The sequence below is a fragment of the Halomonas mongoliensis genome (genome assembly GCF_052496345.1).
On sequence record NZ_CP199288.1, the window covers coordinates 2000483 to 2015965 of the forward strand.

A 15483-nucleotide genomic window follows, 5' to 3' on the forward strand; every position below is an offset into this window, starting at 1 on the left:
GGTCGCGGGGTGTCACGAGGGAAATGAAAGGGGCAATTCTAGCGCACTTCAGCCGGCGAGTCCCGGCAGCCGCCAGGCCAGTGGCAGCAGCAGGGCGGTGAGGATGCCGGTGAGGCTCATGCCCAGGGAGGCGAAGGCGCCGGCGGTGGGGCCGATCTCGAAGGCGCGCACCGTGCCCAGGGCGTGGCCGTTGATACCCAGGGCGAGCCCCAGCAGGCGCTGGTCGCGGATGCCCAGCCCGCGGGCCACCAGGTCGACGAAGCCGATGGCGGCAACGCCGGTCAGCAGCAGGCCCCCCATCATCAGCGCCACCGAGCCGCCGAGCTGTTCGGTGATGCCGATGGCGATGGGGGCGGTGACCGACTTCGGCGCCAGGGAGGCCATCACCTCCGGCGAGGCGCCCAGCAGCCAGGCGATGGCCACCGCGTAGAGGGCCGCCATGGCGGAGGCGATGGGCAGGCAGACCAGCAGCGGCCGCCAGAGGTCGCGGATATGAGCCATCTGCTGGTAGAGCGGCAGCCCCAGGGCCACGGTGGCCGGGCCCAGCAGCAGCATCAGCCAGCCGGCCCCCTCCCGGTAGTCGGCGTAGTCGATGCCGGCCAGCGCCAGCACCCCGGCCAGCAGCAGGGCGGCGACCAGAATCGGCGGGCACCAGCTTGGTGCGCCCACCAGGCGGAACAGCCGGGCGCCGGCGAAGTAGGCGGCAAGCGTCAGGGCGATGGCCAGCAGCGGGGTGGCCAGCAGGTGGTCGAGGAGCTCACTCACGGCCGGGCTCCTCCCCGACGATCAGGCGGCGCATCAGCCACAGGGTGGTGAAGACGCTGAGCAGGGTACCCCCCACCAGGGCGCCGAGGATCGCCGCCCACTGGCCGCTCAGGCTATCGAGGATAAAGAAGACGCCGACGACGCCGGGCATGATCAGCATGGCCAGCACATTGATCAGCGGCCGGGCGGCGGCGGCGATATCGGCATTCACGCTGCCCCGAAGCACCAGCCAGAGGGTGAGCAGCAGCATGCCCGCCACGCCGGCGGAGACCGGCAGCCCCGTCAGGGTGACCAGCGCATCGCCGAGCAGCAGGAAGCCCAGCAGCCAGAGAAAACCGCGTAGAACGGGCATCGAGGCTCCTTGTGAAGAGAAGGCGGAATCGAAGTGGCATGTTAGCACGCTATCGGCTGTCCCGAGGCCGCGCGGCGCTGAAGACGTTGCGCTGCGTTGAAAACAAAGGGGGCGCAGCCGACTGGCTGCGCCCCCTGTCACTCTGGGCAGCGGAAGCGGAGAGGATCAGCCCTCCAGCAGCTCCCTGGCTTCCTGCACCAGGTTCTCGACGGTGAAGCCGAAGTGCTTGAACAGGTCGCCGGCCGGCGCGGACTCGCCGTAGGTGCTCATGCCGATGACGCGGCCGTTGAGGCCCACGTACTTGTACCAGTAGTCGCGATGGCTCGCCTCGATGGCGATCCGCTTGGTGACGCTGCTCGGCAGCACCTTCTCGCGGTACTCGGCCTCCTGGCCGTCGAAGCGGAAGGCGGAGGGCATGGAGACCACGCGCACGGCGTGGCCCGCCTGCTCGAGCTCGGCCGCGGCGTCCATGGCCAGGCCGACCTCGGAGCCGGTGGCGATCAGGATCAGCTCCGGAGTACCTTCGCTGTCCTTGAGGACGTATCCACCGCGCTGGATATTGCCCAGCTGCTGCTTGGTACGGGTCTGGTGCGGCAGGTTCTGACGGGAGAGCACCAGGGCGGAGGGGCCGGAGTGGCGCTTGAGGGCGGCATCCCAGGCGGCAGCCGTTTCCACGGCGTCACAGGGGCGCCAGGTGGCCAGGTTGGGAGTGGAGCGCAGGCTGGCCAGCTGCTCGATGGGCTGGTGGGTGGGGCCATCCTCGCCCAGGCCGATGGAGTCGTGGGTGAAGACGAAGATCGCCTGCTGATCCATCAGGGCCGCCATGCGCACGGCGTTGCGCATGTACTCCATGAAGATCAGGAAGGTGGCGCCGTAGGGCACGAAGCCGCCGTGCAGGGCGATGCCGTTCATGATGGCGCCCATGCCGAATTCGCGCACCCCGTAGTGCAGATAGTTGCCGTCCGGCGTCTCCGGGGTGATCGCCTTGGCGCCGTTCCAGAAGGTCAGGTTGGAGGGCGCCAGGTCGGCGCTGCCGCCCAGCAGCTCGGGCAGCTGCGGGCCCAGCTCGTTGAGGCAGTTGAGCGAGGCTTTGCGGCTGGCGATGCTCTCTTCGGCCTGGTTGGCCTTTTCCTGGAGGGCTTCGCTCTTCAGGTCGGCGGGCAGCTTGCGCTGCAGGCGGCGCTGGAACTCGCGGGCCAGCGCCGGATACTCTTCGCGATAGCGCTCGAAGCGCGCCTGCCACTCGCTCTGGGCGGCGCTGCCCTGCTTGCGAGCGTCCCAGCCCTGGTAGACGGGCTCCGGGATGTGGAAGGGGGCGTGGGGCCAGTCGAGCTGCTGGCGGGCGGCGGCGACCTCCTCCTCACCCAGGGGGGCGCCGTGGCACTCCTCCTTGCCCTGCTTGTTGGGGGCGCCGAAGCCGATGACGGTCTTGCAGATGATCAGGCTTGGCTTGTCGTCGTGGCTCTTCGCCAGCTCGATGGCGGCCTTGATCTCCTCGGGCTTGTGGCCGTCGACGTTGGGCACCACGTGCCAGCCGTAGGCCTCGAAGCGCTTGGCGGTGTCATCGGTGAACCAGCCTTCGACCTCGCCGTCGATGGAGATGCCGTTGTCGTCGTAGAAGGCGACCAGCTTGCCCAGCTTCTGGGTGCCGGCCAGGGAGCACACCTCGTGGGAGATGCCCTCCATCAGGCAGCCGTCGCCCAGGAACACATAGGTATTGTGGTCGACGATGGTGTGCCCGGGGCGGTTGAACTGGGCCGCCAGGGTCTTCTCGGCGATGGCCATGCCCACGGCGTTGGCCAGGCCCTGGCCGAGGGGGCCGGTGGTGGTCTCGACGCCCGGCGCGTAGCCGTATTCCGGATGGCCGGCGGTCTTGGAGTGGAGCTGGCGGAAGCCCTGCAGCTCTTCGAGGCTCAGCTCATAGCCGCTGAGGTGCAGCAGGGAGTAGAGCAGCATGGAGCCGTGGCCGTTGGAGAGCACGAAGCGGTCGCGGTCGGGCCACTTGGGGTCGGCCGGGTTGTGCTTGAGGTAGTCGTTCCACAGCACTTCGGCGATATCGGCCATGCCCATGGGCGCACCGGGGTGGCCGGACTTGGCCCGCTGGACGGCATCCATGGACAGGGCGCGAATGGCATTGGCCAGTTCGAAACGGGACGGCATTGGGTAGCTCCTCGCCTGCGGCAGAATGCCTGCCTTCGCTGGGGGAGCAGCGAAGGCAGGCATTCCGGCTGGGGTAAGCCGCCGCGGGACGCTCGCGGCGGAATCGAATTCGGTCCCTTATTGTCGCCGACTTGACGCCGCGCTTCAAATCGTGGATGCCTCGCCCTGCCCCAGGGTGTAGACTCTTGGCCCCAAAAGGCCAGGGCTTCGCGCCCGTTCGCGCCGCCCAGATCATCCGGCGCAGTCGCACTGCCGCACCACACAAGGTCGAGGACGCCATGAGCGAATACTCCCTCTTTACTTCCGAGTCCGTTTCCGAGGGGCATCCGGACAAGATTGCCGATCAGATTTCCGATGCGGTGCTGGACGCCATCATTGCCCGCGACAAGCAGGCCCGGGTGGCCTGCGAGACCCTGGTCAAGACCGGGGTGGCCATCGTCGCCGGCGAGATCAGCACCTCCGCCTGGGTCGACCTGGAGGAGCTGGTGCGCCAGGTGATCCTGGATATCGGCTACACCTCCTCGGACGTGGGCTTCGACGGTGAGACCTGCGGCGTGCTCAACCTGATCGGCAAGCAGAGCCTGGATATCGCCCAGGGGGTCGATCGCAGCCACCCCGAGGACCAGGGGGCCGGCGACCAGGGGCTGATGTTCGGCTACGCCACCAACGAGACCGACTCCTTCATGCCGGCGCCGATCCACTACGCCCATCGCCTGGTGGAGCGCCAGGCGGAGCTGCGCAAGCACGGCCTGCTGCCCTGGCTGCGCCCGGATGCCAAGAGCCAGGTCACCTTCCGCTACGACGCCGAGGGCAAGCCCTGCGCGGTGGAGGCGGTGGTGCTCTCCACCCAGCACGATCCGGGCATCGACCAGGAGGAGCTGCGCAAGATGGTCAAGCGCGAGATCATCGAGCAGGTGATTCCCGCCGAGTGGCTCTCCGAGACTACCCAGTATCACATCAACCCCACCGGCAAGTTCGTGATCGGCGGTCCGGTGGGCGACTGCGGCCTGACCGGGCGCAAGATCATCGTCGATACCTACGGCGGCATGGCCCGCCACGGCGGCGGCGCCTTCTCCGGCAAGGACCCCTCCAAGGTGGACCGCAGCGCCGCCTACGCCGGCCGCTACGTGGCCAAGAACATCGTCGCCGCGGGGCTGGCCGACAAGTGCGAGATCCAGGTCTCCTACGCCATCGGCGTGGCCGAGCCCACCTCGGTCTCCATCAACACCTTCGGCACCGGCAAGGTGGACGACGCACGGATCATCGAACTGGTGCGCGAGCACTTCGACCTGCGCCCCCACGCCATCACCCGCATGCTCGACCTGCTGCACCCCATGTACCGGCTCACCGCGGCCTACGGCCACTTCGGCCGCGAGCCCTTCGAGACCTCCTACACCTGGACCGATACCCAGGGCGAGGAGCATACCGAGACCTTCACCGCCTTCCCCTGGGAGAAGACCGACCGCGCCAACGCCCTGCGCCAGGCCGCTGGTCTCTGACGCCCGGCGCCCGAGCCTTCTGTATCACCTCGGTGAACGGGACAGCGCCCGGCCAGCAGAACTGGCCGGGCGCTGCCGTATGGCTCGCGGGCGGGCGGTGAGAGGCCCGCTCAGGCCGTCTTGATCACGATGACGGCGATGATGACCACCAGGATGCCGCTCCAGCCCAGGGCGTTGAGGCGCTGACCGAACCACCAGCGGCCGCCCAGGGCGGTGCCCAGGATGCCCAGGGCGCCCCAGGTCGCATAGGCGATGGCCAGGTCCATGTGCCTAACCGCCTGAGCCAGCAGGGTGAAGGCCCCGAGCACCAGCAGGATGGCCAGGATGCCCCAGCCTCGACGGCGAAAGCCGTCGGAGAGGTTGAGCAGCAGGTTGGCGGCCACGTCCAGGGCGGCGGCGCCCACCACCAGCAGCAGCGGCAGACCGATCAGCGACATGCTGTGTGCTCCTCTACGGCGGCCGGGGCATGCACTTCGCCGGCGTTGATCATCACGATACCCACCACCACCAGGCCGAGGCCGACCAGCTCCTGGGTCGACAGCACGCTGTCGAAGACCAGCAACGACAGGGCGGTGATCAGGGCGATGCCGACGCCTTCCCACATGGCGAAGGCCACGCCCACGGCGATGCGCTTCACGGCGAAGCCCAGGAAGACGTAGGAGAGGGCGATGCAGGCGTACATGACCAGGTAGCCGAGAGGGCCGCCCTCCTGGCTCAGCAGGTTCATGGTGCTGACGCCGGAGACCTCGGTCAGGATCGCCAGCAACAGAAAGGTCCAGGCAAGCAGCATAAAAGTGTCTCTCCGTGTCATGGGGTGGGGTGCCATTCTAGGTGGGGCCGGGTACCTGCCATAATCGCTCGGCGTCAGCTATTCTGACGCCTGATGCGAAAGTCCGAGGAGCTGCCGTGCCGCTCAACATGACGCTGATTCAGATCGAGGAGCTGCTGGAGACCTGCCATCGCGGCTCCATCGCCGCGGCGGCACGGGCGCTGGGCAAGAGCCGGGGAGCGGTCAGCATGAGCCTATCGGCGCTGGAGGATCAGCTCGGTGTGACGCTCTTTCAGCGCCGCGGCAACCGCCTGGCGCCTACGCCGTTGGCGCTGGAGCTGCTGGATGACTGCCAGCGCCTCAGCGACCTGGCCCGGGCCATCGAGGCGCGCTGTCATCGTCACCTGGAAGGCGAAGAGGCGCTGCTGCGTATCGCCCGCGACGATGCGCTGCCGGAAGCCTTCTGGCGTGATCTGGTGGCGGAGATGAGCGCCACCTTTCCCGCTCTGAGCCTGGGCTTCGGCCTCTCGCCGGCGGCGGAGCTGGCGACGACGCTGGCCGAGGGCGCCGTGGATCTGGGGCTCGGGGTCATGGACGAGGAGATCCACGTGGCCGGCAGCGAGCGGCTGGTGCTGGGAGACGTGGACATGCTGATGGTGGTCTCGCCCAAGCATCCGCTGGCCCGGCTGGGTCGAGTGACCCAGCGGGACCTGCGCGAGCACCCCTTCATCGCCCAGAGCTGGTACGGGGAAGGAGGGCTGCGCCAGGCGCGGCTCGATGTGCGTCAGCGCATCGGTGTCTCCCACTTCGAGCTGATGCGCGATATGGCGAGCGACGGCATCGGCTGGGCGCTGGTGCCGGCGCCGCTGGCGAGGGAGCGCCTCGAGGACGGCCGGCTGACCCTGCTGGCCCACCCCGAAGCGGTGCAGCCCCAGGCTTTCGTGGCGTTGCGCTCCCGCGACTTCCGCGATGGCCGAATCACCAACTGGCTGCTGGAGCGCCTGAGGGGCTACCTGGCCCGGCATGGCCGGCTGGCTGGACGGCCGTTGATGGATTGAGAGGGGGCTTGGCGGGACGCGGCGCGGGCGGCCTATAGTGAAGGTCACCCTGCTCCCTGGAAGAGGTGACCCATGACCCAGCCCGCCGTGACTCCCCCCATCCGTCAGGACTTCAAGGTGGCGGACCTCGCCCTGGCCGAGTGGGGCCGCCGCGAAATTCGCATCGCCGAGACCGAGATGCCCGCCCTGATGGCGATCCGCGCCAGGTATCGCGACGCTCGGCCCCTGGCGGGGGCGCGCATCGCCGGCTGCATCCACATGACCATCCAGACCGCGGTGCTGATCGAGACGCTCGTCGATCTGGGCGCCAGCGTGCGCTGGTCGTCGTGCAATATCTTCTCCACCCAGGACCACGCCGCCGCGGCTGTCGCGGCCGCCGGCATCCCGGTATTTGCCTGGAAGGGCGAGAGCGAAGCGGAGTTCTGGTGGTGCATCGAGCAGACCGTCGAGGGGCCCGACGGCTGGACCCCCAACCTGGTGCTTGACGACGGCGGCGACCTCACCGCGCTCCTGCACGACAAGTATCCGGAGCGGCTCGACGCCATCCACGGCATCAGCGAGGAGACCACCACCGGGGTGCATCGCCTGCAGGAGATGTTGCGCGATGGCCTGCTCAGGGTGCCTGCCATCAACGTCAACGACGCCGTGACCAAGTCGAAGAACGACAACAAGTACGGCTGTCGCCACTCCCTGAGCGATGCCATCAAACGCGCCACCGACCATCTGCTGGCCGGCAAGCAGGCGCTGGTGGTGGGCTACGGCGACGTGGGCAAGGGCTCGGCGGCGTCGCTGCGCCAGGAGGGGATGATCGTCAAGGTGGCCGAGATCGACCCGATCTGCGCCATGCAGGCCTGCATGGACGGCTTCGAGGTGGCCTCGCCCTACGTTGGCGGCCTCAATCGCGGCGCAGAGAGCGTCGACCGGGCGCTGCTCGGCCGCATCGACCTAGTGGTCACCGCCACCGGGAACATCGACGCCTGCGATGCCCCCATGCTCGAGGCGCTCAAGCCGGGGGCGGTGGTGTGCAACATCGGCCACTTCGACAGCGAGATCGATACCGCCTTCATGCGCCGCCAGTGGCACTGGGAGGAGGTCAAGCCCCAGGTGCACAAGGTCTACCGGGACAGCCGGCCGGGCCACTTCGACCCCGAGAGCCGCGACTATCTGATCCTGCTCGCCGAGGGGCGGCTGGTGAACCTGGGCAATGCCACTGGCCACCCGTCACGAGTGATGGACGGCTCCTTCGCCAACCAGGTGCTGGCGCAGATGCACCTCTACCAGGGGCGCTTCGCCGAGCTGCCCGCGGAAGAGAAGCGCGAGGCGCTGGCGGTCAGGGTGCTGCCGCGCCACCTCGACGAGGAGGTGGCCCGCTACATGGTGGAGGGCTTCGGCGGGGTGATCACTCGCCTGACCGAGGCCCAGGAGGCCTACACCGGCGTGCCCGCCGACGGCCCCTACAAGCCCGACAGCTACCGCTATTGATCACAGTCCCGCCAGCCGCATCATCAGCGTCAGGTAGAGCGGGATCAGCAGCGGGGCGGCCAGGGTGGTGGCCAGCACGGCGAGCGCCCCCTTGGCCGGGGCGATGCCGAGCTCCATGGCCACCACCACCACGTTGGCGGCCATGGGCACCACCCCCAGCAGCAAAAGCGCCATGGCCATCTCCCGGGAGAGCGGCACCAGGGACTGGAGGGCCAGCACGCTGCCCAGGGCCAGCAGCGGCCACATCACGCTGCGCACCGCCACGCAGGCGGCCATGAAGCGGCCGTCGATCTCGCGCAGCGAGACCCGCCCCAGGGTCATGCCGATGATCATCATGCCGAGCAGCGTATAGGTGGCGGGAAAGACCGCCAGCCCCTCCATGGCGGCCTCCGGCACCGTCAGGTCCAGGCCGCTGACCACCAGCGCCGCCAGGAAGGCGTAGACCAGCGGTAGCCGCACGATCTTGGTCAGGCTGTCGGCCACCGAGAACTGCCCCCGGGCGGAGAGGTAGAAGCCCACCGTGAACTCGTAGAGGGTGATGCCCAGCACGCAGAAGAGGTAGAGGGTCACGCCCTCCGGCGGCAGCAGCACCATGGCCACCGGCAGGCCGAAGTAGCCGGTGTTGCCGGTGCCGGCGGAGAAGGCGAGCAGGGCGCTCTCCTGAGGAGGGAAGCGGTGCCGCGTCAGGCGGTGCACGGCCAGGGCCAGCAGGCTGGAAACCAGGAAGGCGGCCAGGGTCAGCAGCAGATAGTCCGGCGTGGGGCCGCCCTGGACCAGCCCGCGGAAGAAGGTGAGCGGTGCGACCAGATAGATCAGCAGGGTGGCGATGGGGCGCGGGTCGATGGCCAGCCGCCGGGCGGCCAGCCAGCCCAGGGCGATATAGGCCAGCAGGGTCCAGAGCGGGCCCATCAGGGTCGCCGGGTCGAGGACGGTCATGGAATCTCCGAACTTGAAGAAGATTGATGATGGGGCCGCGAATCTTTCATTGGAGCCCCGAACATGCAGCGGTCACAATGGCACCATTATGCAACGTTTTCATGAGGTCATCCGATGAGCACGCAGGAACATCCGCTGGGTATCAGCTTCGAGTTCTTCCCGCCCAACACCGATGCCGGCCGGGAGAAGCTGGTCAAGGTGCGCGATGCCCTGGCGGAGCGCGGGCCGCGCTTCTTTTCGGTGACCTACGGGGCCGGCGGCTCCACCCAGGATCGCACCCTGAACACGGTGCGTCAGGTGCGTGATTCGGGCATTACCACGGCGCCCCACCTCTCCTGCATCGGCAGCGAAAAGGGGCAGCTGCGGGAGCTCCTGGCACGCTATCGCGAGGAGGGGATCAACAGCCTGGTGGCCCTGCGCGGCGACCTGCCCTCGGGCATGGGCGGCATCGGCGAGCTGCGCTACGCCAACGAGCTGGTCGAGTTCATTCGCGAGGAGAGCGGGGATCACTTCGAGATCGCCGTGGCCGCCTATCCGGAGTCGCATCCCCAGGCGCCGAGCTTCGACCGCGATGTCGAGAACTTTGCCCGCAAGATGAAGGCCGGCGCCAACCTCGCCATCACCCAGTACTTCTTCAATGCCGACGCCTACTTCCACTTCGTGGAGCGGGCGCGCGCCCTGGGCGTCGAGGCGCCCATCGTGCCGGGCATCATGCCGATCACCAACTACACCAAGCTGGCGCGCTTCTCCGACGCCTGCGGAGCCGAGATTCCGCGCTGGATCCGCAAGCAGCTCGAGGCCTATGGCGACGACAGCGAGGCCATCGCGGCCTTCGGCGAGGAGGTGATCTCGCGCCTCTGCCAGCGTCTGCTCGACGGCGGCGCCCCGGGGCTGCACTTCTACACCCTTAACCAGGCCGCCCCGACCCTAAAGATTCTGGATAACATTGTTGGTTGAGAGGGCGCGGCCGGGGGTCACGTCCGGCTGCACTTTCTCTCTATGCCGGCCTGAACCAGGCCGCCCCGACCCTAAAGGTTCTGGATAACATTGTTGGTTGAGAGGGCGCGGCCGGGAGTCACCGCCTACGCCGAGGACGAGACACGATAAATGCGCGAGGCCCCGCCAATGGCGGGGCCTCGCGCGTTGGGGCGACCGCGGCCCGGGAAGAGGGCCCGCCGGGCAGGCCCTTGCCGGTCAGCCGCTGCTGGTGGCTGCCTGGGGCGAGCCGCCGCCGCCGTGCAGCTTGCGCTGCATCATGAACAGGGCGGCGCCGATGGCCAGGCCGGCCACGTCGGTGTAGATGCCGCCGTAGATCATGAACATGGCGCCCACGAACATCACCAGGCGCTGCCACAGCTTCACCGGCCCGAAGAACCAGGCCTGGACGGTGCCCGCCAGCAGCACGATCCCCAGGGTGGCGGTGACGCCGACCCGCAGGATCTGCGGCCAGGTGCCCTCCATCAGCATGGCCGGGCTGTAGAAGAACATGAAGGGCACGATGAAGGCGGCCAGGCCGACCTTGAAGGAGGTCACCGAGGTGGCCATGGCGTTGTCGCCGGAGATGCCCGCCGCGGCATAGGAGGCCAGGGCCACCGGCGGGGTGATCGCCGAGACCACCGCGAAGTAGAACACGAAGAAGTGCGCCACCAGCGGCTGGATGCCGATATTGATCAGGCCTGGGGCCACCACCGAGGCGGCTACCGCATAGGCGGCGGTCGTCGGCATGCCCATGCCCAGCAGGATCGAGATGCACATGGCGAAGAAGAGCGCCAGCAGCTGGCTGACCCCGGCCAGACCCAGCAGCAGGGAGGAGAAGCGCGCGCCCACGCCGGTCAGCGAGATCACGCCGACGATGATGCCCGCGCAGGCGCAGACGGCGATGATCTGGATCGACATGGTGCCGGCCAGCTGCAGCGCCTTGAGGATCTCACGGATGCCCATCTTGTTGGGGGAGAGCCAGCTCACCACGGCGGCGGAGGCGGTGGCCAGGGTGCCGGCGCGGATCACCGAGTAGCCCATGAACAGCGCGGCGATCAGGATGATGATGGGGGCGAAGAGATAGACCTGCTTGGCCAGCTTCGAGAAGAGCGGGATCTCGTCCTTGCGCATGCCGCGCATGCCCTTGCGGGCCGCCTCGAAGTCCACCATGCAGTAGACCGAGAGGAAGTAGAGGATGGCGGGGATCAGCGCCGCCACGGCGATCTCGGTATAGGGGATGCCGGTGATCTCGGCCATGATGAAGGCGCCGGCGCCCATGATCGGCGGCATGATCTGCCCGCCGGTGGAGGCGGCGGCTTCGATGGCGCCGGCGCTGCGGCCCGGGTAGCCCACCTTCTTCATCAGCGGGATGGTCAGGGAGCCGGTGGAGACCACGTTGCCGGCGCTGGTGCCGTTGATCATGCCCATCAGGCCCGAGGCGAAGATGGAGACCTTGGCGGGGCCGCCCCGTGCGCGGCCGGCCGCGGCGAAGGCGAAGTTGACGAAGTAGTCGCCTACCTTGGAGGCCTGCAGGAAGGCCGCGAAGATGATGAAGAGGATGATATAGGTCGAGGAGACCGCGGTGGTCGGGCCGAGGATACCGGTATCGGTATAGAGCTGGCTGAAGAAGCGGTTGAAGGAGAGCCCCGGATAGCCCAGGAAGCCCGGCAGGTAGGGGCCTGCCCAGACGTAGGCCAGGAAGATGGCGGAGATCACCACCAGCGCCAGGCCGGCCACGCGGCGGGTCAGCTCGAGGATCAGCAGCGAGCCGGCCAGCGCCGCATAGGAGATGCCGATGGGGGCGAAGGCGGTGCCGGTGGAGGCACGCAGCGGCGTCGAGAAGATCAGGATCAGATAGCCGGCCACGGCCAGGGCGCCGACCATCAGCACCAGGTCGGGGGGCGAGAGGCGCTCGCGCACCTGGCGGTAGGTCCAGGAGAGCAGGATGGCGGCGCTGACGGCGAAGATCAGCGGGTAGCCGAAGTGCCAGGCCTCGATGGCCGGGTCGATGCGCATGGCGCCGCCCGCGATCATCTGGTTCATGCGCCAGACCTGGAAGAGCGCGTAGCCGGCAGGAATCAGCAGCGCGTAGCTGATCCAGCCCAGCCAGGGCGGCGACTGCTTGACGCTGGCCTCGCCGGCGAAGCGGGTGCCGGTGTAGAGGGCGAAGCCGAGGATCAGGGCGCCGGCGATATGCACGATGCGAAACGACCAGGTCTCCATCGGGTAGACGTTGAGGGAGACGAGGTGGAAGGTGGCGTAGATGATGGCCAGGGCGCCGAAGAGCAGCCACTGCCAGCCGACGTAGAGGCGGCGGTTTGACTCGACGATCTCCTCGTCGACGCCCTCGGCAACGGTGTCGGGGACGTGCGGGGCGGCATCCTCGGAGCCCTTGTGCGGGTCGGGGGTGTGATTCATGGGACATTCACCCTTGGGTGGGGTAGACGGCTTGGGGACGACAAGCCCCGCGCCGGCGCTGCCGGGGCGGGGCGAGGTGTGCCAGCGGAAGGGCTTAGTTGATCAGCGACTCGTCGATCTCGTAGCCGTTCTCCTGGTACCAGCGCGCCGCACCCGGATGGAAGGGCAGCACGGTGTTGTGCACGATATTCTCCGGGATGGTGGTCTCGGCGGAACGGTGCACGTTACGCATCTTGTCGTTGTTCTCCATGGTCGCCTTGGTGACTTCGTAGATGAAGTCCTCCGGCAGGTCGCAGCGGGAGATGGCGAAGTTCCACATGGAGACCGCCCGGGCATCCTCTTCCAGGGTGCTGTAGGTGCTGGCGGGAATCCAGAACTCGGAGACCGGGAAGTTCTCCAGCACCGTGGCCTGCTCCTCCTCGGTGAACTCGATGATGTTGACGTTGGTCTGCACCTCGAGCTGGCTGACCGCCGGGATCGGGATGCCGGCGGCGAAGGCGATGACGTCCAGCAGGCCGTCCTGAAGCTGGCCGCCCAGGTCGGACCAGCCGCCGTTGCGGCGCTGGAAGTCGACGCCGAGCTCCTCGAGGATGGCCGGGAAGTAGGTGTCGGAGGTGGAGGCCGCAGGGCCGAAGCCGATGCGGGCGCCGTCCGGGATATCGGAGATCGACTCGATGCCGGAGCTGCGCAGGGCGGTGATGGAGAACGGGGTCTCGTACATCGGGAAGAGCGCGCAGACGTTGTCCATGGGGATGCCGGGAGCCAGCGGACTCTCGCCCTTCACCGCATCGGCGGCGGGGCCCATGGTGGTCAGGCCGAAGGCCAGGTCGCCGGTATGCACCAGTGCCAGGTTCTGGGTCGGACCGCCGGTCACCTCGCCGCCGCCGGAGAGGCCCAGCTCGTCGGCTACCAGGTTGGCCCAGCCGGAGCCGTAGACGTAGTAGGTGCCGCCCTGACTGGCGGTGCCCACGGTGAAGTTGGAGGGCCAGTCGCTGCGGTCGGCCTGGGCGGCGGCTGCGGCGACCAGCAGGGAACCGGCGACGGTGCCGGCGAGAAGCTTGGTGGAGAGGTGACGCATGGCGTGACTCCGAGACATGTGATTGTTGGATGGTGCCCCCGGTCGGTGGGCCCGTGCAGTTGCCTGCACAGTCTGGCAGCTCCCCTGGAGTCTGCCGCTGCCGATCCGAGGCGATCTTCAACGCTGTACATGGCAAGGGTCGGGCCAGACGCCATCAAAAGCCATGATTTCAATCAATTGCGCTGGCGCTTTGAGACCTTGGTCGAAGAGGCGGCGGGTCGCCGGTGGCGGATCACCGCACGCCGGCGGGGGTGACCGTGTGTGGAAATCCGCACGAGGATCAGGCGGGCGTCAGGGCCCCCATCAGGCGCGTCGCCTGATGCAGGTCGTTCATCAGCGAGGAGGCGAGCCAGGGGTCCAGGCGGTGCTGACGCAGCCGCTCGGCCAGGGCCTGCTGCCACTGCTCGCGCACCTCATCGATGGGCGAGGTGACATCCGCCGACTCCGGTGCGACGGCCAGGCGGTTGAGGCCCCGGGCCAGGGCCAGGCGGATATCGTCATGGGCCTCGCGCAGGGGGCTGGCCGGGGCGGCATGGCGCATCAGGCTGCGCTGCAGCACCTCGCCGAAGCGTACCGCCTCCACCATGCGCAGGGTGCGCGAGTAGAGGGTGGCGAGCCGCGCCTGCTGGGCGTCGGTGAGAGGCATGTCGAGCCGGGCGTAGAAGTCGAGGATCTCCGCCATCAGCGGCTTGATCTGCTCGTGATAGCGGGCGTTGACCTTTGGCCAGGCGCTGGGGTCGATGCGCGCCTTGACCACCTCCCGACTGGGCGGGTGGCCGATGACGTCGGCGCTGGGCATCAGGATCGCCGAGCAGAGCAGGTGGTAGGCGCGCCGGTTGAGGCGCTGACACTCCTGCTCCATGGCGGCAAGTGCCGTGTCGGCGTGCTCCAGGGCGGTGCTGTTCAGGTAGCGTGCCTGGGCGGGCGGGATGCGCGCAGGCTCGGGGAAGGCGCGCTCCAGCCGTGCGGCGAGCCGCGGAATCAGCGGCAGCATCAGGGCGATGCCGAGCAGGTTGAAGAGGGTGTGGAAGAGCGCCAGCTTGAGCGGCCAGGCGTCCGCGGCGAGGCCGATAAGCTCGGCCAGCTCATCCACCAGCCAGGCCAGTGGCACCAGCAGCGCCAGGGCCACGGCGGCGGTGACCAGGTTGAACACCACGTGGGCCCCGGCCAGCCGGCGTGCCGCGGCGCCGGCCCCGAGCGCTCCCAGTACCGCGGTGACGGTGGTGCCGATATTGGCACCGATGGCGATGGCCAGGGCCGGCAGGTAGGGCAGCTGTCCGCCGGCCAGAGCCGCCAGGGTAATCAGCAGGGTGGCGTGGCTCGACTGCATCACTACCGTGGCGACGATGCCGAAGAGTACGAACAGCGGCCAGTGCCAGATGCTGCCGCCGGCCAGGCCGTCCAGGGAGAGGCCGTCCTGCCACGCCTCGAAGCCGAGCTTCATGAAGTCGATGCCGAGAAACAGCAGGCCGATGCCCAGCAGCACGCCGGCCGCCGCGGCGCGGCCATCCTTGAGCACTCGCGAGCCCAGCAGCCCCAGGGCCAGGAAGGGCATGGCGAAGTGGGCGAGGTCGAAGCGCAGGCCGAAGCCGGCGATCAGCCAGGCGCCGGTGGTGGTCCCGAGGTTGGCGCCAAACAGCAGGGCGATGGCGCCGGGCAGGGCGACGAGGCCCGCACCGACGAAGGAGAGCGAGAGCAGGGTGACCAGGGAGCTGGACTGCACCAGCGCCGTGGCGGTGGCGCCGACGCCGATGGCGCGCAGGGGATGACGGGTGGCCGCGTGGAGCCAGCGGTTCAGAGTGCCGCCCGAGAGGCGCTTGATGGCGTCACTCAGGTGGGTCATGCCCCACAGGAAGAGGCCGAGCCCGGCGGCCAGGGTGGCCAGGTCCATGCGCGCCAGCAGCAGGGCGGCGGCGGCGGCAAGCCCCAGCGCCTCCAGGTGGTGGCGCCGCGACAGCAGCGCCTCTGCCACTCCCTGGCGATTCACC

The 15483-nt window shown here is 68.5% G+C and carries 13 protein-coding genes; 4 read left to right on the forward strand and 9 right to left on the reverse strand.

The genetic code is table 11. The annotated features are described in order from the left end of the window. Positions 1–48: 48 nt before the first annotated feature. From ACRYRV_RS09435 to tkt, 3 genes are all read right to left on the reverse strand, one after another. Entirely contained in the window at positions 49–765 is a 717-nt protein-coding gene (locus tag ACRYRV_RS09435; RefSeq protein WP_309636717.1) for an LrgB family protein, read from the reverse strand. Further along, the gene (locus tag ACRYRV_RS09440) at positions 758–1117 is read right to left on the reverse strand and encodes a CidA/LrgA family protein (protein WP_253446486.1); all 360 of its coding nucleotides are present in this window, start codon (positions 1115–1117) and stop codon (positions 758–760) included. Before ACRYRV_RS09440 ends, ACRYRV_RS09435 begins: the two co-directional genes overlap by 8 nt. A 165-nt stretch (positions 1118–1282) precedes the next feature. Beyond that, positions 1283–3277: a transketolase gene (tkt, locus tag ACRYRV_RS09445; RefSeq protein ID WP_253446483.1), complete on the reverse strand. Its 1995-nt coding sequence runs from the start codon at positions 3275–3277 to the stop codon at positions 1283–1285. Between the two features lie 278 nt (positions 3278–3555). On the opposite strand from tkt, the gene metK reads away from it, so the two are divergent. Further along, entirely contained in the window at positions 3556–4776 is a 1221-nt protein-coding gene (gene metK / locus ACRYRV_RS09450) for a methionine adenosyltransferase (RefSeq protein ID WP_253446480.1), read from the forward strand. 110 nt (positions 4777–4886) lie between these two features. Here metK and ACRYRV_RS09455 read toward each other — a convergent pair whose 3' ends face one another. Next, positions 4887–5213: an SMR family transporter gene (locus ACRYRV_RS09455; RefSeq protein ID WP_309636719.1), complete on the reverse strand. Its 327-nt coding sequence runs from the start codon at positions 5211–5213 to the stop codon at positions 4887–4889. After that, entirely contained in the window at positions 5204–5566 is a 363-nt protein-coding gene (locus ACRYRV_RS09460) for an SMR family transporter (protein ID WP_253446473.1), read from the reverse strand. Before ACRYRV_RS09460 ends, ACRYRV_RS09455 begins: the two co-directional genes overlap by 10 nt. Positions 5567–5682: 116 nt before the next feature. Here ACRYRV_RS09460 and ACRYRV_RS09465 point away from each other — a divergent pair, with 116 nt between their 5' ends. Both ACRYRV_RS09465 and ahcY read left to right on the forward strand, forming a co-directional pair. Next, the gene (locus ACRYRV_RS09465; RefSeq protein ID WP_299312555.1) at positions 5683–6603 is read left to right on the forward strand and encodes a LysR family transcriptional regulator; all 921 of its coding nucleotides are present in this window, start codon (positions 5683–5685) and stop codon (positions 6601–6603) included. 72 nt (positions 6604–6675) lie between these two features. Beyond that, entirely contained in the window at positions 6676–8085 is a 1410-nt protein-coding gene (gene ahcY / locus ACRYRV_RS09470) for an adenosylhomocysteinase (RefSeq protein WP_444985302.1), read from the forward strand. Here the strand turns inward: ahcY and ACRYRV_RS09475 are convergent, their stop codons facing one another. Continuing rightward, positions 8086–9021: an AEC family transporter gene (locus ACRYRV_RS09475; protein ID WP_444985301.1), complete on the reverse strand. Its 936-nt coding sequence runs from the start codon at positions 9019–9021 to the stop codon at positions 8086–8088. A 114-nt stretch (positions 9022–9135) separates the two neighbouring features. Here ACRYRV_RS09475 and metF point away from each other — a divergent pair, with 114 nt between their 5' ends. Beyond that, positions 9136–9978, forward strand: a complete 843-nt coding sequence (gene metF / locus ACRYRV_RS09480) for a methylenetetrahydrofolate reductase [NAD(P)H] (protein WP_309636721.1) — start codon at positions 9136–9138, stop codon at positions 9976–9978. A gap of 237 nt (positions 9979–10215) precedes the next feature. Here metF and ACRYRV_RS09485 read toward each other — a convergent pair whose 3' ends face one another. The 3 genes from ACRYRV_RS09485 to ACRYRV_RS09495 all read right to left on the reverse strand — a co-directional run bounded on the left by ACRYRV_RS09485 (position 10216) and on the right by ACRYRV_RS09495 (position 15482). Then, positions 10216–12417, reverse strand: a complete 2202-nt coding sequence (locus tag ACRYRV_RS09485) for a TRAP transporter permease (RefSeq protein ID WP_444985300.1) — start codon at positions 12415–12417, stop codon at positions 10216–10218. Between the two features lie 94 nt (positions 12418–12511). Further along, complete coding sequence (locus tag ACRYRV_RS09490) at positions 12512–13495, reverse strand: TAXI family TRAP transporter solute-binding subunit (RefSeq protein WP_253446455.1); 984 nt, start codon at positions 13493–13495, stop codon at positions 12512–12514. Positions 13496–13775: 280 nt separating this feature from the next. Then, a complete protein-coding gene (locus ACRYRV_RS09495) occupies positions 13776–15482 on the reverse strand; it encodes a Na/Pi cotransporter family protein (protein ID WP_444985299.1) in 1707 nt (568 codons plus the stop codon). Position 15483 lies beyond the last annotated feature (1 nt).